The 18,233-nt window shown below is 67.5% G+C and carries 16 protein-coding genes; 8 read left to right on the forward strand and 8 right to left on the reverse strand.

The window, feature by feature from the left end; genetic code table 11:
* The first annotated feature begins 11 nt into the window (after positions 1-11).
* Complete coding sequence (locus tag WS89_RS11675; RefSeq protein ID WP_059501409.1) at positions 12-1,433, forward strand: AmpG family muropeptide MFS transporter; 1,422 nt, start codon at positions 12-14, stop codon at positions 1,431-1,433.
* Entirely contained in the window at positions 1,423-2,466 is a 1,044-nt protein-coding gene (locus tag WS89_RS11680; RefSeq protein ID WP_059791074.1) for a M48 family metallopeptidase, read from the forward strand. The genes WS89_RS11675 and WS89_RS11680 overlap by 11 nt, the downstream gene beginning before the upstream one ends.
* A gap of 23 nt (positions 2,467-2,489) precedes the next feature.
* On the opposite strand, the gene WS89_RS11685 is transcribed toward WS89_RS11680, so the two are convergent.
* Positions 2,490-3,434, reverse strand: a complete 945-nt coding sequence (locus tag WS89_RS11685) for an AraC family transcriptional regulator (protein WP_034208785.1) — start codon at positions 3,432-3,434, stop codon at positions 2,490-2,492.
* Between the two features lie 227 nt (positions 3,435-3,661).
* Between WS89_RS11685 and WS89_RS11690 the strand changes: the two genes are divergently transcribed.
* Positions 3,662-4,714, forward strand: a complete 1,053-nt coding sequence (locus tag WS89_RS11690) for an NAD(P)-dependent alcohol dehydrogenase (RefSeq protein WP_059501413.1) — start codon at positions 3,662-3,664, stop codon at positions 4,712-4,714.
* Positions 4,715-4,822: 108 nt separating this feature from the next.
* Here WS89_RS11690 and WS89_RS11695 read toward each other — a convergent pair whose 3' ends face one another.
* The 5 genes from WS89_RS11695 to gatC all read right to left on the reverse strand — a co-directional run bounded on the left by WS89_RS11695 (position 4,823) and on the right by gatC (position 9,930).
* The gene (locus tag WS89_RS11695) at positions 4,823-5,596 is read right to left on the reverse strand and encodes an exodeoxyribonuclease III (RefSeq protein WP_059791076.1); all 774 of its coding nucleotides are present in this window, start codon (positions 5,594-5,596) and stop codon (positions 4,823-4,825) included.
* A 41-nt stretch (positions 5,597-5,637) separates the two neighbouring features.
* Positions 5,638-6,477 (reverse strand): polyphosphate kinase 2 family protein, encoded by an 840-nt coding sequence (locus tag WS89_RS11700; RefSeq protein WP_059501417.1) that lies wholly within the window; start codon positions 6,475-6,477, stop codon positions 5,638-5,640.
* Positions 6,478-6,595: 118 nt separating this feature from the next.
* Positions 6,596-8,068, reverse strand: a complete 1,473-nt coding sequence (gene gatB, locus WS89_RS11705) for an Asp-tRNA(Asn)/Glu-tRNA(Gln) amidotransferase subunit GatB (protein ID WP_059791078.1) — start codon at positions 8,066-8,068, stop codon at positions 6,596-6,598.
* Positions 8,069-8,070: 2 nt separating this feature from the next.
* Positions 8,071-9,561 (reverse strand): Asp-tRNA(Asn)/Glu-tRNA(Gln) amidotransferase subunit GatA, encoded by a 1,491-nt coding sequence (gatA, locus tag WS89_RS11710; RefSeq protein WP_059791080.1) that lies wholly within the window; start codon positions 9,559-9,561, stop codon positions 8,071-8,073.
* A 69-nt stretch (positions 9,562-9,630) separates the two neighbouring features.
* On the reverse strand, positions 9,631-9,930 hold the full coding sequence (gene gatC, locus WS89_RS11715) for an Asp-tRNA(Asn)/Glu-tRNA(Gln) amidotransferase subunit GatC (RefSeq protein ID WP_006485929.1): 300 nt from the start codon (positions 9,928-9,930) through the stop codon (positions 9,631-9,633).
* 367 nt (positions 9,931-10,297) lie between these two features.
* On the opposite strand from gatC, the gene WS89_RS11720 reads away from it, so the two are divergent.
* The 5 genes from WS89_RS11720 (at position 10,298) to rodA (ending at position 16,591) form a co-directional block, all read left to right on the forward strand.
* Positions 10,298-11,341 (forward strand): rod shape-determining protein, encoded by a 1,044-nt coding sequence (locus WS89_RS11720; protein WP_004189550.1) that lies wholly within the window; start codon positions 10,298-10,300, stop codon positions 11,339-11,341.
* 138 nt (positions 11,342-11,479) lie between these two features.
* Complete coding sequence (gene mreC, locus WS89_RS11725; RefSeq protein WP_059791082.1) at positions 11,480-12,535, forward strand: rod shape-determining protein MreC; 1,056 nt, start codon at positions 11,480-11,482, stop codon at positions 12,533-12,535.
* On the forward strand, positions 12,532-13,044 hold the full coding sequence (gene mreD / locus WS89_RS11730) for a rod shape-determining protein MreD (RefSeq protein WP_059501424.1): 513 nt from the start codon (positions 12,532-12,534) through the stop codon (positions 13,042-13,044). The genes mreC and mreD overlap by 4 nt, the downstream gene beginning before the upstream one ends.
* A gap of 101 nt (positions 13,045-13,145) precedes the next feature.
* Positions 13,146-15,431 (forward strand): penicillin-binding protein 2, encoded by a 2,286-nt coding sequence (mrdA, locus tag WS89_RS11735; RefSeq protein ID WP_059501426.1) that lies wholly within the window; start codon positions 13,146-13,148, stop codon positions 15,429-15,431.
* Between the two features lie 11 nt (positions 15,432-15,442).
* Positions 15,443-16,591 carry a rod shape-determining protein RodA gene (rodA, locus tag WS89_RS11740; RefSeq protein WP_034208688.1) on the forward strand — a complete coding sequence of 383 codons (1,149 nt, stop codon included), beginning with the start codon at positions 15,443-15,445 and terminating at the stop codon, positions 16,589-16,591.
* A 67-nt stretch (positions 16,592-16,658) separates the two neighbouring features.
* Here the strand turns inward: rodA and WS89_RS11745 are convergent, their stop codons facing one another.
* Together WS89_RS11745 and WS89_RS11750 are read right to left on the reverse strand one after the other, a co-directional pair.
* Positions 16,659-17,411: a tetratricopeptide repeat protein gene (locus WS89_RS11745; RefSeq protein WP_059791083.1), complete on the reverse strand. Its 753-nt coding sequence runs from the start codon at positions 17,409-17,411 to the stop codon at positions 16,659-16,661.
* Positions 17,408-18,193, reverse strand: a complete 786-nt coding sequence (locus tag WS89_RS11750; protein WP_006495381.1) for an HpcH/HpaI aldolase family protein — start codon at positions 18,191-18,193, stop codon at positions 17,408-17,410. The genes WS89_RS11745 and WS89_RS11750 overlap by 4 nt, the downstream gene beginning before the upstream one ends.
* Positions 18,194-18,233: the final 40 nt, after the last annotated feature.

Genomic DNA, 18,233 nt, shown 5'->3' on the forward strand with positions numbered 1-18,233 from the left:
AGTTCCATTCCATGTCGAAAACGCCACACGAGGCGCCCGCACTCACCGCTCACGAGGATCACCCCGGCTGGCGCGCCTATCTGAACACGCACATGCTGATCTGCGTGTTCCTGGGCTTCACGTCGGGGCTGCCCCTTTTCACGCTCGTCTACCTCGTGCAGGCATGGCTGCGCTCCGAGGGCGTGAACCTGAAGGAAATCGGCCTGTTCGCGCTGATCCAGTTCCCGTATACGTGGAAGTTCCTGTGGGCGCCGCTGATGGACCGCTACGTCCCGCACCTGCCGGGCTGGCGGCCGGGCCGCCGGCGCGGCTGGCTGCTGCTCACGCAGCTGCTGGTCGCGGGCGCGATCGCCGCGCTCGGCTTCGTGTCGCCGCGCGACTCGATCTGGACGGTCGCCGCGCTCACGACGCTCGTCGCGTTCTTCGGCGCGAGTGCCGACATCGTGATCGACGCGTATCGCCGCGAGCTGCTGCGCGACACCGAGCAGGGGCTCGGCAACGCGGTGCACGTGAACGCGTACAAGCTCGCCGCGCTGATCCCCGGCTCGCTGGCGCTGATCCTGTCGGACCACCTGCCGTGGGACGCCGTCTTCGCGATCACCGGCGCGTTCATGCTGCCGGGCATCCTGATGACGCTCGTCGTGCGCGAGCCGGAAGTGGCCGGCGCCCCGCCGCGCAACCTGCGCGACGCGATCGTGCTGCCGTTCCGCGAATTCATCCAGCGCGACGGCTGGGCCGGCGCGCTGCTCGTCATCGCGTTCATCTTCCTGTTCAAGATCGGCGACACGATGGCCACCACGCTGTCGACGTCGTTCTTCCTCGACATCGGCTTCACGCGCACCGAGATCGGCATCGTCGCGAAAACCACCGCGCTGGTCGCGAGCGTCGCCGGCGGCATCATCGGCGGCATCTGGCTCGTGAAGATCGGCATCGGCCGCGGGCTGTGGATCTTCGGCGCACTGCAGATGGTGTCGACACTCGGCTTCGCGTGGCTCGCGCAGTTGGGCCCCGGCTCGCCGGTGCTCGCGGTGCTGTACGACTTCACCGTATCGACGAGCCATGCGATCGCGGCCGCGCTGTCGGTGTTCGGCATCGCCGTCGCGCCGCAATTCAGCCCGATGACGGTCGCGCTCGCGCTCGTCTACGGCTTCGAAACCTTCACGACCGGCCTGACGATGGCCGCGTTCGTCGCGTACATCGCGAGCACGACCGACCCGCGCTATACGGCCACGCAGTTCGCGCTGTTCACCAGCCTCGCGTCGGTGCCGCGCACGCTCGCGTCGGCCGCGAGCGGCTTCGTCGTCGCGAAGATCGGCTGGTACGACTACTTCATCGTGTGTACCGCGCTTGCGATTCCCGGCATGTTGCTGCTGTTCAGGATCGCGCCGTGGAACGGTACCGCACGCAACGGCGAGGCCAGCCGTGCGCGGTAACCGCCTGCATCGTCTCGCCCACGTGGCGGCTTCGCTGAGCGTCGGCGCCGCGGCACTCGCCGCGCACGCGACCGACACCGGCGCGACGGCAGCGGGCTCCGCACCGGCCGCGGCGCAGGCGGCGCCTCCCGGCCCTGCCACGTCCGCCGCGCCCGTCCCGCCGTCCGCCGCGGAAGGCGCGCAGCCGACTGGCGCCACGGCGCCGGCGAAGGCCTATACGCCGACGCCGCAGCAGGTCCGCTACGGCAACGCGATCGCGTTCCGCACGCTGATCCCGTCGCCGCTGCTCGAGCAGCTCACCGCGAACGAATACGCGCAGATCGTGCAGACGGCCGCCGACAGCAATCGCCTGCTGCCCGCGAACCAGCCGCGCGTGAAGCGGCTGCGCGCGATCGTCGCGAAGCTCGCGCCGTATTCGGTGAAGTGGAACGACCGCGTGAAAAGCTGGGCGTGGGACGTCAACGCGATCCGCTCGCGCGACATCCGCCTGACCTGCCTGCCGGGCGGCAAGGTGCTCGTGTACGGCGGCATGCTCGAGCGCGTGCGCCTGAACGACGACGAGCTCGGCGTGCTGCTCGCGCACGGCATCGCGCATGCGCTGCGCGAACACGCGCGCAGCAATTTCAGCATGACCTCGCAGACGTCGCTGCGCGCGGCCGCGCTGCCGCCGCTGTTCGGCGTCGGCGATCCGCTGCCGCAGGCGCTGAACTTCGGCGAGCGCCTGCAGTCGCTCCACTACGATCCGACCGACGAGACCGAGGCCGACGTGATCGGCGGCGACATCGCCGCACGCGCTGGCTTCGATCCGCGCGCGGCGATCACGCTGTGGGACAAGCTCGCGGTCGCGACGCGCGCGAACAAGGCGTCGGGCTTCATCTACACGCACCCGTACAGCAGCGCGCGCCGCCAGGATCTGCTGAACCGGCTGCCGGACCTGATGCCGCTGTACGCGAAAGCGACCGGCAAACGCGTCGAATCGCTGCCCGACTACGCGGGCATCAGCGCACAGCGGCGCAAGATCGTGCGGCGCTGAGCCGCCGAGCGAAACGGCGGACGCTACGCGTCCACGTCGGCCATCGCCGGGCGCACCCCGCTGTCGCGCATCCAGCGCACTTCGTCGCCGGGGCTGCGGCCGAACAGCCGCTTGAACTCGCGGCTGAACTGTGACGCGCTCGCATAGCCGACCCGCGCGGCGGCCGCGCCCGCACCGACACCGTCCTGCACCATCATCAGCCGCGCCTGGTGCAGCCGCGCGGCCTTCACGTACTGCATCGGCGACGTCGCCGTCACGTGCTTGAACTGCGCGTGAAACACCGCGACGCTCATCCCGGCTTCGCGCGCGAGCGTCTCGACATCGAGATCGGCCTTCAGGTCCGCATGGATGCGGCGCAGCGCCTTCGCGACGCGGCCGAAATGATGCTGCTGGACGAGCGCCGCACGAATCGCGTCGCCCTGCGCGCCGGTCAGCACGCGGTACGCGATCTCGCGCATGATCGCGGGCCCGAGCACGCGCGTGTCGTGCGGCGACGCGAGTGTTTCGAGCAGGCGCACCACCGCGTCGGCGAGCGGCGCATCGAGCGGCGTCGAATAGACGCCGTGCGGCTCGCTAACAGCGGCACCGAGCGTCTCGTCGAGCAGGATCGCGAGCTCGGCGATCACCGCGAGATCAACGCGGATCGAGATCGCGAGAAACGGCTCGTCCATGGTCGCGAAGGTTTCGCATTCGAACGGCAACGGTACCGACAGCACCAGATACTGCTGCGCGTCGTAGACGAACGAGCGATCGCCGAGATAACCGAGCTTGCGGCCCTGGCACACGACGACGATGCTCGGTTCGTACAGCACCGGCATGCGCGGCACCGGACGGCTCACGCGAATGAAGCGCACGCCGTCGAGCGCCGCCAGCGTATCGCCTTCATTCGGCGCGAGACGTGAATGCAGCTCGATCATGCGGCGCCGCACACGGTCGCCCGAGTCGTCGAAAAGGGGCTGGAAGCTCATCGGCTTGGTCCTGTCCGGCAAGAGAATCTGGCTCGCAATGTAGCACCGCTAACGCATTTTGACGGCTGTTCGCTGGCAATTCGAGAGGAATAGGCAAATCTTCCAGACCTTCGGGTATTTCACCGCGGCGGTGCGCTCCTTACGATAGGCACCTGTCTCGCCGCATCGCCACACGATGCGACGGCAGTCTGTTTCGCCGGATCTTTTCCGGACAAGGAGCCCACCGCATGAGCACAACCTATGCCTACGCGGCGACGGATTCGCAGTCGCCGCTCGCCCCGTTCGAATTCCAGCGTCGCGCGCTGCGCGACCTCGACGTCCAGATCGACGTCCTCTACTGCGGCGTCTGCCACTCGGATCTTCATCAGGCCCGCAACGAATGGCGCAACACGATCTATCCGGTCGTGCCGGGCCATGAAATCGTCGGCCGCGTGACCGCGACCGGCCCGCAGGTGTCGCGTTTCAAGGTCGGCGAACTGGTCGGCGTCGGCTGCCTCGTCGATTCGTGCCGCACGTGCGCGAGCTGCGCGGAAGGTCTCGAACAGTATTGCGAGAACGGCTTCGTCGGCACCTACAACGGCCAGGATCGCGTGACCGGCGACATCACGTACGGCGGCTATTCGACGCAGCTCGTCGTCGACGAGGCGTTCGTGCTGCGCGTGCCGGACACGCTCGACCCGGCCGGCGCCGCGCCGCTGCTGTGCGCGGGGATCACGACCTACTCGCCGTTGCGGCAGTGGAACGTCGGCCCCGGCAAGAAAGTCGGGATCGTCGGTCTCGGCGGCCTCGGCCACATGGGCGTGAAGCTGGCGCGCGCGATGGGCGCGCACGTCGTGCTGTTCACGACGTCGCCGTCGAAGATCGAGGACGGCAAGCGGCTCGGCGCGCACGAAGTGGTGATCTCGAAGGACGAAGCGCAGATGAACGCGCACCTGAACAGCTTCGACTTCATCCTGAACACGGTCGCCGCGCAGCACGATCTGAATCCGTTCCTGCACCTGCTGAAGCGCGACGGCACGATGACGCTGGTCGGTGCGCCGGAGCATGACCACCCGTCGCCGCAGGTGTTCAACCTGATCTTCAAGCGGCGCCGCCTCGCGGGCTCGCTGATCGGCGGCATCGCGGAAACGCAGGAAATGCTCGACTTCTGCGCGGAGCACGGGATCACGTCCGATATCGAGACGATTCCGATGCAGCAGATCAACGCGGCCTACGAGCGGATGCTGAAGAGCGACGTGAAGTACCGGTTCGTGATCGACATGGCGTCGCTCAAGCAGTAAGCGTCGCCCCATGCGAAACGGGCCGCCTGTCGGAACAGGCGGCCCGTCTTTCATCCGGCGACCGGGATCACTCGCCCGGCGGCTGCGCGCGCGGCGCAGCGCCGGCCATCACTTCTTGTAGTCGTAGTCGACCGTCAGCGGCGCATGATCGCTGAACTTGATGTCCTTGAAGATCGACGTGCTTTTCGCGGTACCGGCCACACCCGGGGTCGCGATCTGGTAATCGATCCGCCACCCGACGTTCTTCGCGTACGCCTGGCCGCGGTTGCTCCACCACGTGTACTGCTCGGGACGCGGGTCGAGCGTGCGAAACACGTCGACGTAGCCGACATCGTCGAACAGCTTCGTGAGCCATTCGCGCTCTTCCGGCAAGCAGCCCGAGTTCTTCTGGTTGCTCTTCCAGTTCTTGATGTCGATTTCCTTGTGGACGATGTTCACGTCGCCGCACAGGATCACCTCGCGCTTCTTCTTCAGCGCGGCGAGATGCGGCATGAATTCGGCCATGAAGCGGTACTTCGCCTGCTGGCGCTCTTCGCCGCTCGATCCGGACGGCACGTACACCGACACGATCGACAGCTTGCCGTAGCGCGCCTCGACGTAGCGCCCTTCGGCATCGAATTCGCTGCTGCCGAAACCGATGATCACGTCATCGGGCTCGCGGCGGCTGTACACGCCCGCGCCGCTGTAACCCTTCTTCTCGGCGTGGTGGAAATAGCTCTTGAAGCCGTGCGGCTCGACGAATTCGGCCGGCAGGTCGTCGGCCGATACCTTGATTTCCTGCACGCACACGCAATCGGCGTTCTGCTCGCCGAGCCAGTCGAAGAAGCCCTTCTTCGCGGCGGAGCGGATGCCGTTCAGGTTGGCGGTAATCACTCGCATCATGTCGGGTTCCGTTCAGTTCGATGTTTTTACAGAGTGGCAGCTTAACGGATCTTCACGCCTTCGAGCTCGGGCTTCGGCGGCGGGAATTCCAGCTTCATGTCGGTCATCGTGCGCAGCAGCAGCTCGGCGATCATCACGTTGCGGTGCGTCTTCGAATTCGCGGGGATCACGTACCACGGCGCGTGCTCGGCCGACGTCGCGGCGAGCGCGTCGCGGTACGCGGACTGGTAAGCGTCCCAGTGCTTGCGCGCGTCGAGATCGGAGATGTCGAATTTCCAGTGCTTGGTCGGATCGTCGATGCGCGCCTGCAACCGCGCGCGCTGCTCGTCCTTCGAGATGTGCAGGAAGCACTTGACGATGGTCGTGCCGTTCTCGAACAGCATCGTCTCGAAATCGCGGATCTGCCGGTAGCGGCGCTCGCACTCCTTGTCGCCGATCGTGCCGAGCACGCGCGGCACCAGGACGTCTTCGTAGTGGCTGCGGTTGAAGATCGCGAGTTCGCCCGCCGCCGGCACCTGCGCATGCACGCGCCACAGGAAGTCGTGCGCGGCCTCGATCGGCGTCGGCGCCTTGAACGGCACGATGCGCAGGCCGAGCGGATCGACCTCGCGAAACACCGCGCGCACGGTGCCGTCCTTGCCGCTCGTGTCCATCCCCTGCAGCACGAGCAGCACGCGCTTCTTCTGCTGCGTGTGCAGGCGCTCCTGCTGGACGTCGAGCTCGGTCGACACGACCGACAGCCGTTCGCGATCGGCCTCCTTAGAACCGGACGAAAACGGCTTCGCGGCCGGGTCGAACGCGTCGAGCTTGAATGCGGCGGCTTCCTTCTCGCGCGTGCTGTAGGGCACGCGAAAATCGTCGAGCGACGGTTGTTTCGCCATTCGTTCCTCCGTTGGACGGTGCGATGCATACGATAACGCATCCACCAAACGCAACGGGCCGCCCCGAACTGGTCCGGAGCGGCCCGTCGTCAAGCGCGGTTCAGGCGCGCGCGCATGCTCAGCCGAGCTTCTTCTTCAGCAGTTCGTTGACCTGCTGCGGATTGGCCTTGCCCTTCGTCGCCTTCATCGCCTGGCCGATCAGCGCGTTGAACGCCTTTTCCTTGCCCGCGCGGAATTCCTCGACCGACTTCGCGTTCGCCGCGAGCACTTCGTCGATGATCGCTTCCAGCGCGCCGGTGTCGGAGATCTGCTTGAGCCCCTTCGCGTCGATGATGCGATCGGCCGCGCCTTCGTCGGTCGCCTTCTCGTCCCAGATCGTCGCGAAGATTTCCTTCGCGATCTTGTTCGAGATCGTGCCGTCGGCGATGCGCTGCAGCAACAGCGCGAGCTGTGCGGCCGACACCGGAATCGCGTCGATCTCGATGCCGTCGCGGTTCAGCTGCGACGACACGTCGCCCATCAGCCAGTTCGCGGCGATCTTCGCGTTCGCCGCGCCGGCCTTCGCGACCACCGCTTCGAAGTACGCGGCCATCGCCTTGCTCGACGTCAGCACGCCCGCGTCGTACGCGGACACGCCGTACTCGTCGACGAAGCGCTGCTGCATCGCGGCCGGCAGCTCCGGCATGCCGGACTGCACGCGCTCGACCCAGTCCCGGCCGATCACGAGCGGCATCAGGTCGGGATCGGGGAAGTAGCGGTAATCGTGCGCGTCTTCCTTGCTGCGCATCGAACGCGTCTCGCGCTTGTCCGGATCGTACAGGCGCGTTTCCTGCACGACTTCGCCGCCGTCCTCGATCAGCTCGATCTGGCGGCGCACTTCGTAGTTGATCGCTTCCTCGAGGAACCGGAACGAGTTCAGGTTCTTGATTTCCGCGCGCGTGCCGAACTTCTCCTGGCCGACCGGGCGCACCGACACGTTCGCGTCGCAGCGGAACGAGCCTTCCTGCATGTTGCCGTCGCAAATGCCGAGCCACACGACGAGCCCGTGCAGCGCCTTCGCGTACGCGACGGCCTCGGCCGCGCTGCGCATTTCCGGCTCGGTGACGATCTCGAGCAGCGGCGTGCCTGCGCGGTTCAGGTCGATCCCGGTCATCCCGGCGAAATCTTCATGCAGCGACTTGCCTGCGTCTTCCTCGAGGTGCGCACGGGTCAGGTTGACCGTCTTCTCGTACGCGGGCTTGCCGGCCTTTTCGTTGGCGGGCACCTGGATCGTGATCGAGCCGCCCTGCACGACCGGAATCTCGTACTGGCTGATCTGATAGCCCTTCGGCAGATCGGGGTAGAAATAATTCTTGCGCGCGAAGATGCTGCGCGGCGCGATGGTCGAGCCGATCGCGAGGCCGAAGCGGATCGCCCGCTCGACCGCGCCGCGGTTCAGCACCGGCAGCACGCCCGGCAGCGCCAGGTCGATCGGGCACGCCTGCGTGTTCGGCTCGGCGCCGAACTGCGTCGACGCGCCCGAGAAAATCTTCGAGACGGTCGACAACTGCGCGTGCGTCTCGAGACCGATAACGACTTCCCATTGAGTCATGCTTACACCCCCGCCGGAACTTGCTTGTGCCAGTCGGTCGCGCGCTGGAACGCGTCGGCGACCTGCAGCATCCGGGCTTCGTTGAAATAGTTGCCGATGATCTGCAGACCGACCGGGCGCTTCGCGTTCGCGCCCGCTCCGAAGCCGCACGGCACGCTCATGCCGGGCAGGCCAGCGAGGCTCACCGACAGCGTGTAGATATCGGCGAGATACATCGCCACCGGATCGTCGCCCTTCGCGCCGAGATCCCATGCGACCGTCGGCGACGCCGGGCCCATGATCACGTCGCAGGACTTGAACGCTTCCTGGAAATCGTTCGCGATGATGCGGCGGATCTTCTGCGCCTGCAGGTAGTACGCATCGTAGTAGCCGTGCGACAGCACGTAGGTGCCGACCAGGATCCGGCGCTTCACTTCAGGCCCGAAGCCTTCGGCGCGCGACTTCTTGTACATGTCGAGCAGATCGCCGTATTGCGCGGCGCGGTGGCCGAAGCGCACGCCGTCGAAACGCGACAGGTTCGACGACGCCTCGGCCGGCGCGATCACGTAGTACACGGGGATCGACAGTTCCGTCTTCGGCAGCGACACCGGCACGAGCGTCGCGCCGAGCGCTTCGTATTGCTTGAGCGCCGCGTCGATCGCCGCGCGCACGTCGTCGGCGAGGCCGTCGCCGAAATACTCGTTCGGCAGCCCGATGCGCAGCCCCGCAAGCGGCTTCGCGGCGTCGTTGCCCGGCGCCCACGGCTGGCCGAGGTGGCGCGTGAAGTCCTCATCGTCGCGCTCGAGGCTCGTCGAGTCGCGCTCGTCGAAGCCGGCCATCGCGTTCAGCAGCAGCGCGCAGTCGGACGCGCTCTGCGCCATCGGGCCGCCCTGGTCGAGCGACGACGCGAACGCGATCATCCCGTAGCGCGACACGCGGCCGTAGGTCGGCTTGATGCCCGTCACGCCCGCGAACGACGCGGGCTGGCGGATCGAGCCGCCGGTGTCGGTGCCGGTCGCGGCCGGCGCGAGGCGCGCGGCAACGGCGGCCGAGCTGCCGCCCGAACTGCCGCCCGGCACCGCGTTCGTGTCCCACGGGTTCTTCACCGCGCCGAACGCGGAATTCTCGTTCGACGAGCCCATAGCGAACTCGTCCATGTTGGTCTTGCCGAGCGTGACCATGCCGGCCGCCTGCAGGCGGGCGACCACGGTCGCGTCGAACGGGCTCTCGTAATTCGCGAGCATCTTCGAGCCGGCGGTCGAGCGCCAGCCGCGCGTGACGAAGACGTCCTTGTGCGCGATCGGCAGGCCGGTCAGCGCGCCGCCCGCGCCGCGCGCGAGTTCGGCGTCGGCGGCTTTCGCCTGCGCGAGGGTGAGGTCGGCGTCGACATGGACGAACGCGTTCAGGTCGCGCGCGGCGTCGATCCGTTTCAGGTAGTGCTGCGCGAGCTCGACGGCCGAGCATTCCTTGGCGGCGAGCGCGGCGCGCAGTTCGGTCAGGCTTTTTGCGTGCATTGAGTGGTTTTCCTGGGAATTCTGGGTGGCGCGCGGCGCCGGACGGCCGGCGCGCTTGTCATCGAATGCTTACTCGATCACCTTCGGCACGAGATAGAGGCCGTCCTGGACGGCCGGCGCCGGACGCTGGTTGTCGTCGCGATCGACGACTTCCGTCACGGCGTCGTCGCGCAGGCGCTGCGCGACTTCCTGGATCTGTTCGATCGGGTGGGCGAGCGGCGCGATGCCGGCGGTGTCGACCGCCTGCATCTGCTCGACGAGGCCGAAGAATTCGTTGAGCTGGCCGAGCATGTGCTCGGCGTCGGCATCGGCCATTTCGAGTCGCGCCAGGTGCGCGATGCGTTTCACATCGGTCAGGGTCAGGGCCATGCGATCACCGGAAAAACAAGACTGCGCAGTGCGTCGAAAGCAGCACTGCGGCGGGGGGTTGGAGGGTGCGATCCCACCCTCAAAAATCGGGGCCGAAGCGGCAAAAATACCGCCCGTTTCGATTCAAATACCGAGAAATTATAAGGTATCATTACGCGTTCGACCCAAACCCGGCAGCCTTTTCCCGCACCGTTTCGCCCCTCTTCGGCAAGCCGTGCGTGCTTCGTGCGATCCCCGGTAGACATCACTCGCAGCTTCGTGCGCCGCGGCGGCCGCTTCCGCCACGCTTCCCGAGGCTGTTATTTTTTCCGCTGCCGCCCTCAGCGCTCGCTATGCAGGGCCGGCCCAGAGCGAAACAGGATTCTGAATGTTCGGTTTTTTGCGCAGCTACTTCTCCAACGATCTCGCGATCGACCTCGGCACCGCAAACACCCTGATCTACATGCGCGGCAAGGGCATCGTGCTCGATGAGCCGTCCGTCGTGTCGATCCGCCAGGAAGGCGGCCCCAACGGCAAGAAGACGATCCAGGCGGTCGGCAAGGAAGCCAAGCAGATGCTCGGCAAGGTGCCGGGCAACATCGAGGCGATCCGCCCGATGAAGGACGGCGTGATCGCCGACTTCACCGTCACCGAGCAGATGATCAAGCAGTTCATCAAGACGGCCCACGAGTCGCGCATGTTCTCGCCGTCGCCGCGCATCATCATCTGCGTGCCGTGCGGCTCGACCCAGGTCGAGCGCCGCGCGATCAAGGAAGCCGCGCACGGCGCCGGCGCATCGCAGGTCTACCTGATCGAGGAGCCGATGGCGGCCGCGATCGGCGCGGGCCTGCCGGTGTCGGAAGCCACCGGCTCGATGGTCGTCGACATCGGCGGCGGCACGACCGAAGTCGGCGTGATCTCGCTCGGCGGCATCGTCTACAAGGGTTCGGTGCGCGTCGGCGGCGACAAGTTCGACGAGGCGATCGTCAACTACATCCGCCGCAACTACGGGATGCTGATCGGCGAGCAAACCGCCGAGGCGATCAAGAAGGAAATCGGCTCCGCGTTCCCGGGCTCCGAAGTCAAGGAAATGGAAGTGAAGGGCCGCAACCTGTCGGAAGGCATCCCGCGCAGCTTCACGATCTCCAGCAACGAAATTCTCGAAGCGCTGACCGATCCGCTGAACCAGATCGTGTCGTCGGTGAAGATCGCGCTCGAACAGACGCCGCCGGAACTCGGCGCCGACATCGCCGAACGCGGGATGATGCTGACGGGCGGCGGCGCGCTGCTGCGCGACCTCGATCGCCTGCTCGCGGAAGAAACCGGCCTGCCGGTGCTCGTCGCGGAAGATCCGCTGACCTGCGTCGTGCGCGGCTCCGGCATGGCGCTCGAGCGCATGGACAAGCTGGGCAGCATCTTCTCGTACGAGTGATCGCCCAGTGATCGCCTAGGCAGTCCCGTTTGATATGACGCACCCGCGGCGTGGCCGGATCGCTCGTTCAGAACGAACCGCCGCGCCGTTTGCGCGTCTGAGCATTATTTAACCGATCACACGCGCCCGGCGCCGACCATGGAATACAGTCCGCCGCCCCTCTTCAAGCAAGGTCCGCCCGCGCTCGCGCGGCTCATCTTCTTCGTCGCCCTCGCCATCGCGCTCCTCGTGTCGGACGCGCGCTTCAGCACGCTCGAAATCGTCCGCGGCGTGCTCGGCACCGTGCTCTATCCGCTGCAACGCGCGGCGCTCGTCCCGCGCGACCTGTTCATGGGCGCGGCCGACATCGCCGTCACTGGCGCGTCGCTGCGCCACGAGAACGACGACCTGCGCAAGCGCAACCTGCAGCTGTCCACGCAGGCCAACCAGGCCGCCGTGCTCGCGCAGGAAAACGCGCACCTGCGCGCGGTGCTCGAGCTGCGCCAGCACATCGCGACGCAATCGACGCCGGTCGAGATCCAGTACGACACGAGCGATCCGTTCACGCAGAAGATCGTGGTCGGGCAAGGCTCGCAGCAAGGCATCCAGGACGGCTCGCCCGTCGTCAGCGAGGACGGCGTGGTCGGCCAGGTAACGCGCGTGTTCCCGCTGCAATCCGAAGTCACGCTGGTCACCGACCGCGATCTCGCGATTCCCGTGCAGGTGCTGCGCACCGGCCTGCGCAGCGTGATCTACGGCACGCCGAAGGGCGATTCGCTCGACCTGCGCTTCGTGCCGACGAGCGCGGATCTCGTCGCCGGCGACGAGCTCGTCACGAGCGGCCTCGACGGCGTCTATCCGCCCGGCCTGCCGGTCGCGAAGGTCGTGCGCGTCGACAAGCTCGCCGATACCGCGTTCGCCCGCGTGACGTGCGCACCGGTCGCGGCCGTGCGCGGCGCGCGCCAGATGCTCGTGCTGCATTACCGGAACGACATCCCGCCGCGCCCGGCCGAGCCCGATCCCGCCGCCGACAAGAACGCGAAGGGCAAGAAGGGCGCGAAAGCCGCCGCGAAGGCCGAAAAAGCCGACAAGGCCGAGAAGGCCGACGCGAATGCGAAACCGGCCGCCGCGGCCCAGCCGGCCGTTGCGAAACCGGCGCCGGCCCCCGCCGCGCCGGCCAAGCCCGCCGCGGGGCAATCGGGAGCCCAGCGATGAACCGCCCGCAATACATCCTGCAGCCGGTCAATCCGTACTTCATCGTCTTCAGCCTCGCCGCCGCGTTCCTGCTGAACCTGATGCCGTGGGGCCGCCTGCCCGGCGTGCCCGATTTCGTCGCGCTCGTGCTGCTGTTCTGGAACGTCCACCAGCCGCGCAAGGTCGGGATGGGCGTTGCGTTCGCGCTCGGCATCCTGATGGACGTGCATGACGCGGGGCTGCTCGGCGAGCACGCGCTCGCCTATACGCTGCTGTCGTACGGCGCGATCACGATCCACCGCCGCGTGCTGTGGATGCCGATCGGCGTGCAGGTGCTGTACGTCACGCCGCTGCTGGTCGGCGCGCAGCTCGTCCCGTTCGTGATCCGCCTGATGATGGGCGCCGCGTTCCCCGGTTGGCGCTATCTGGTCGACGGTTTCGTCGAAGCCGCGCTGTGGCCGATCGCGAGCCATCTGCTGCTGATGCCGCAACGCCGCCCGGTCGACCCGGACGATACGCGCCCGATCTGAGCCGGACCGACCTTGAATACCCGCCGCCCCCACGCCCGCCGCGCGCCGCGCTCCGGGGCGGCACCTCGCCTGCGCCTGCGCGCGGGCCAGATTGCCCTTAAATGACCGAATTCAACGACACCCAACAGCAGCTCTCGAGGTTCCGCCTGCGCGTCGCGGCGGCGGGCGTGTTCGTGTTCGTCTGCTTCGGGCTGCTCGCGAGCCGCTTCTTCTACCTGCAGCTGATGCAGCACGGCAAATACGCGCTGCAGGCCGAGGAAAACCGTATCTCGGTCGCGCCGATCGTGCCGAACCGCGGGATCATCACCGATCGCAACGGCGTGATCCTCGCGAAGAACTACTCGGCGTACACGCTCGAGATCACGCCGTCGAAGCTCGACGACACGCTCGACAACACGATCGACAAGCTGTCCGAGATCGTCCCGATCGACGCACGCGACCGCCGCCGCTTCAAGAAGCTGCAGGAAGACTCGAAGAACTTCGAGAGCCTGCCGATCCGTACGCGCCTCACCGACGCGGAAGTCGCGCGCTTCACCGCGCAGCGTTTCCGGTTCCCCGGCGTCGACGTGCGCGCGCGGCTGTTCCGCCAGTACCCGCTCGGCATGACGGCCGCGCACGTGATCGGCTACATCGGCCGGATCTCGAAGCGCGACCAGGATCGCATCGACGCGATGAGCGACGACAACGACAGCGACCAGGAACACTACGATCCGCGCCGCGACGCGAACAACTACAAGGGCACCGATTACATCGGCAAGATCGGCGTCGAGCAGAGCTACGAAACCGAGCTGCACGGGCTGACCGGCTTCGAGGAAGTCGAGGTGACGGCCGGCGGCCGGCCGGTGCGCACGCTGTCGCGCACGCAGGCGACGCCCGGCAACAACCTCGTGCTGTCGCTCGACATCGGGCTGCAGCAGGTTGCCGAGCAGGCGTTCGCGGGCAAGCGCGGCGCACTCGTCGCGATCGAGCCGAAGACGGGCGACGTGCTCGCGTTCGTGTCGTCGCCGAGCTTCGACCCGAATTCGTTCGTCGACGGCATCGACCAGCAGACCTGGGACGAGCTGAACAACTCGCCCGACAAGCCGCTGCTGAACCGCCCGCTGCACGGCACCTACCCGCCCGGCTCGACGTACAAGCCGTTCATGGCGCTCGCCGGCCTGACGCTCGGCAAGCGCACGCCGGGCTGGGGCTTCCAGGATCCCGGCTACTTCACGTTCGGCGGCCACACGTTCCGCAACGACGTGCGCTCGGGCCAGGGCTGGGTCGACATGAACAAGGCGATCATGGTGTCGAACGACACCTACTTCTACATGCTCGCGCGCGACCTCGGCGTGAACGCGATCGCGAACTTCATGAAGCCGTTCGGCTTCGGCCAGATCACCGGTATCGACATCCAGGGCGAGGCGCGCGGGATCCTGCCGTCGACCGACTGGAAGAAGAAGGCATTCAAGAAGGCCGCGCAGCAGAAGTGGTTCGACGGCGAGACGATCAGCCTCGGGATCGGCCAGGGCTACAACTCGTTCACGATCCTGCAGCTCGCGCACGCGACCGCGACGCTCGCGAACAACGGCGTCGTGATGAAGCCTCACCTCGTGAAGGAAGTCGAGGATCCGATCTCGCGCGCGCGCCACCTGACCGTGCCGAAGGAAAGCGACGTGATCCCGCTGAAGGCGGCCGACATCGACGTCGTGAAGCGCGGGATGGAGAACGTGATCGAAAACCCGTCCGGCACCGCGTACAAGGTGTTCCGCGGCGCGCCGTACCTCGCTGCCGGCAAGACCGGCACCGCGCAGGTGTTCTCGCTGCAGGGCTCGAACTACAAGGGCCACCTGCTCGCCGAACACCTGCGCGACCACGCGCTGTTCATCGCGTACGCGCCGGTCGACCACCCGCAGATCGCCGTCGCGCTGGTCGTCGAAAACGGCGGCTGGGGCGCCCAGGCCGCCGGCCCGATCGCGCGTCGCGTGCTCGACTACTATCTCGTCGAGCGCCAGAACCCGAAAAACGAAGCTGCGGCCGTGGCCGCCGCGGCGTCGGCCACCGAGCCGGTGAGCGCGCCCGTGGTCGGCGACACCTCGAAGCCCGCCACCATCGCGGCCGGCTTCACCGCGCTGCCGCAGCCGGTCGTGCCGTCGGCGGCCAGCGCGGCCGAGGCGGCATCGGCCGCATCGGCGGCCTCCGGTACGGCCGGCGCCGGCGCCACTGCCACGCCGCCGGCCGACGCGAGCGCCGCGGCGCCAATGGCCGCAAGCCTGCCGCCGATCCGGCGCCCGCACCGGCCGCGCCGGCCCGCGAGCGACGCGCAACCGCTCGTCGCCGCGCCGCGGGACGACAACCACCGTGCGACGGCCCCCGCGAAAGCGGCGGACGCCGGCACCGCTCATTGACGGAGAAAGGCATGCAATTCGACAAGCGCGCCTGGCTCGACAAGATCAAGCAGATGTTCGCGGGGTTCGACCGCCCACTCGCGCTCATCGTGTTCCTGCTGCTGTGCGTCGGCATCGTCACGCTATACAGCGCGTCGATCGACGTGCCGGGCCGCGTCGAGGACCAGTTGCGCAACATCCTGCTGACGTTCGTGCTGATGTGGGTGATCGCCAACATCCCGCCAACCACGCTGATGCGCTTCGCGGTCCCGCTCTACACGTTCGGGGTCACGCTGCTGATCGCCGTCGCGCTGTTCGGGATGACCAAGAAGGGCGCGAAGCGCTGGCTGAACGTCGGCGTCGTGATCCAGCCGTCGGAAATCCTCAAGATCGCGACGCCGCTGATGCTCGCGTGGTACTACCAGCGTCGCGAAGGCGGGCTGCGCTGGTACGACTTCGTCGCCGCGTTCGGGATCCTGCTGGTGCCGGTCGGCCTGATCGCGAAGCAGCCCGACCTCGGCACGGGCCTGCTCGTGTTCGCGGCCGGCTTCTTCGTGATCTACCTCGCCGGCCTGTCGTTCAAGCTGATCGTGCCGGTGCTCGTCGCGGGCGTAATCGCGGTCGGCTCGATCGCCGTGTTCGAAGAGCGCATCTGCCAGCCCGAAGTGCAGTGGCCGCTGATGCACGATTACCAGAAGCACCGTGTGTGCACGCTGCTCGATCCGACGTCCGACCCGCTCGGCAAGGGCTTCCACACGATCCAGGCCGTGATCGCGATCGGCTCGGGCGGCGTGCTCGGCAAGGGCTACTTGAAAGGCACGCAGGCGCACCTCGAATTCATTCCGGAGAAACACACCGACTTCATCTTCGCGGTGTTCTCGGAGGAATGGGGGCTCGCCGGCGGCCTCGTGCTGCTGACGCTGTACATGGCGCTGATCGCGCGCGGGCTCTACATCGCCGCGCAGGGCGCGACGCTGTTCGGCCGGCTGCTCGCGGGCTCGCTCACGCTCGCGTTCTTCGTCTACGCGTTCGTCAACATCGGGATGGTGAGCGGCGTGCTGCCGGTCGTCGGCGTGCCGCTGCCGTTCATGAGTTACGGCGGCACCGCGCTCACGACGCTCGGCATCGCGATCGGGATGATCATGAGCGTCGGACGGCAGCGGCGGCTGATGAAGAGTTGAGCACGCGGCCCGCACCGCGGCACACGAAAACGGCGCTCCGGCGCCGTTTTTCATTGGGCGCGGGTACTTACTGCGTCGGCGCGTGCGGCTTGCCTTGTTCCGCGCCGGCGCCCGACGCCGGCATCGGCGCCTTCAGCCGCGCGCTCAACTCCTTGAATTTCAGCTCGGCCGTCTCGTCGCCCTGCGCGGCCGCCGCCGCATAATACGCGCGTGCGATGTTCAGGTTCTGCGCGACGCCGTCGCCGCCGCGCTCGTAGAACGACGCGGTCACGTACTGCGCGATGGGCTCGCCCGCGTCGGCGGCCTGCTTGTACCACGCGAACGCCTGCCGGTTGTCGCGCGGCGTGCCGCGCCCGTCGAGGAACTGGTTCGCGAGCGACAGCTCGGCCTGCACGTGCCCCTGCTTCGCGGCCCGCAGGAACCAGCGATGCGCTTCGGCCGGGTTGCGCGCGACGAACTCGCCGTCGTCGAACATCCGGCCGTATACGTACTGCGCATGCGACATGTTCGCGTCCGCCGCCCGCTTCAGCCAGCGCAGCCCTTCGTCGACGTTCGCCGTCACGCCTTCCCCGGTCAGCAGCATCATCGCGTAGTTGAACTGCGCGAGGCGATCGCCACGCTCGGCCGCATCGTGGAATTGCACCAGCGCCGCGCGATAGTCGCCGGCGTTGTAGTCGGCGACCGCCGATTGCGTTTCGTGCGACGGATCGGGCTTCGCTTGCGGTGCGCCCTGTGCGACGGCCGCCGCACACACGGCCCACAGGCCGACCATCGCCCCGAGCCGCGCGCGCCGGCGGCACGCACCGTCTGCGCCGTTCATGACCGCACCTCCTGCAACGCCTGCCGCGTCGCGCGCAGCAGCCAGCTCACGTCGGCCGACACCGTGATCATCCGGTAACCGGCCTCGCGATACTGGCGCGCGGCCGCCGTGTCGCCGGCGAAGATGCCGACCGCGACGCCGGCCTGCTTGCCGGCCGCGAGCACGCGCGCCATCGCGGTTTCGACGTCCGGGTGACGGATATCGCCGAGATGCCCGAGGCTCGCCGCGAGATCGGCCGGGCCGACGAACAGGCAATCGACACCGGGCGTCGCCGCGATCCGCTCGACTTCGTCGACGCCGCGTGCCGATTCGACCTGCACGATCACCGCGACCTGCGCATTCGCCGTCTGCAGGTAGTCGCGACGCATGCCGAACGCCGCCGCGCGCACCATGCCTGCGACCCCGCGCAGCCCGTCGGGCGATTCGGGCGACGGAAAGCGCGTGAGCCGCACCGCGTGCGCGGCGTCGTCGGGCGTCTCGATACACGGGAACATCAGCGTGCGCGCGCCGGCGTCGAGCGCGCGCTTCACGAGCCACGGCTCCCGCGCCGGCACGCGAACGACCGGTTCGCTCGGTAGGTGCGCCGCGGCGATCGCGCGCAGTTGCGACGCCACGTCGCGACTGTCGTTCGGCGCATGCTCCATGTCGATGCAGAGCCAGTCGTAACCGGCATGCGCGAGCGCTTCCGCGGCCGAGTCGCTGCCGAGCGACAGCCACAGGCCGTACAGCGGCTCGTCGCCGTCGCGCAGGCGTTGTTTGAGGGAATTGGTGAGCGTGCTCATCGATACGGCCTCCGGAACGGAACGGCAATCGAACGGGACA

It is taken from the genome of Burkholderia sp. MSMB1072, from assembly GCF_001524725.1.
GTDB lineage: Bacteria > Pseudomonadota > Gammaproteobacteria > Burkholderiales > Burkholderiaceae > Burkholderia.

What these genes read in the sequence shown, in the direction of transcription:
- WS89_RS11720 (WP_004189550.1), top strand. Translation starts at nt 10,298, where the DNA reads ATGTTCGGTTTTTTGCGCAGCTACTTCTCCAACGATCTCGCGATCGAC.
- gatC (WP_006485929.1), bottom strand. Translation starts at nt 9,930, where the DNA reads ATGGCCCTGACCCTGACCGATGTGAAACGCATCGCGCACCTGGCGCGA.
- WS89_RS11750 (WP_006495381.1), bottom strand. Translation starts at nt 18,193, where the DNA reads ATGAGCACGCTCACCAATTCCCTCAAACAACGCCTGCGCGACGGCGAC.
- mrdA (WP_059501426.1), top strand. Translation starts at nt 13,146, where the DNA reads ATGACCGAATTCAACGACACCCAACAGCAGCTCTCGAGGTTCCGCCTG.
- WS89_RS11675 (WP_059501409.1), top strand. Translation starts at nt 12, where the DNA reads ATGTCGAAAACGCCACACGAGGCGCCCGCACTCACCGCTCACGAGGAT.
- gatB (WP_059791078.1), bottom strand. Translation starts at nt 8,068, where the DNA reads ATGACTCAATGGGAAGTCGTTATCGGTCTCGAGACGCACGCGCAGTTG.
- WS89_RS11685 (WP_034208785.1), bottom strand. Translation starts at nt 3,434, where the DNA reads ATGAGCTTCCAGCCCCTTTTCGACGACTCGGGCGACCGTGTGCGGCGC.
- WS89_RS11690 (WP_059501413.1), top strand. Translation starts at nt 3,662, where the DNA reads ATGAGCACAACCTATGCCTACGCGGCGACGGATTCGCAGTCGCCGCTC.
- WS89_RS11745 (WP_059791083.1), bottom strand. Translation starts at nt 17,411, where the DNA reads ATGAACGGCGCAGACGGTGCGTGCCGCCGGCGCGCGCGGCTCGGGGCG.
- gatA (WP_059791080.1), bottom strand. Translation starts at nt 9,561, where the DNA reads ATGCACGCAAAAAGCCTGACCGAACTGCGCGCCGCGCTCGCCGCCAAG.
- mreC (WP_059791082.1), top strand. Translation starts at nt 11,480, where the DNA reads ATGGAATACAGTCCGCCGCCCCTCTTCAAGCAAGGTCCGCCCGCGCTC.
- WS89_RS11700 (WP_059501417.1), bottom strand. Translation starts at nt 6,477, where the DNA reads ATGGCGAAACAACCGTCGCTCGACGATTTTCGCGTGCCCTACAGCACG.
- rodA (WP_034208688.1), top strand. Translation starts at nt 15,443, where the DNA reads ATGCAATTCGACAAGCGCGCCTGGCTCGACAAGATCAAGCAGATGTTC.
- mreD (WP_059501424.1), top strand. Translation starts at nt 12,532, where the DNA reads ATGAACCGCCCGCAATACATCCTGCAGCCGGTCAATCCGTACTTCATC.
- WS89_RS11695 (WP_059791076.1), bottom strand. Translation starts at nt 5,596, where the DNA reads ATGATGCGAGTGATTACCGCCAACCTGAACGGCATCCGCTCCGCCGCG.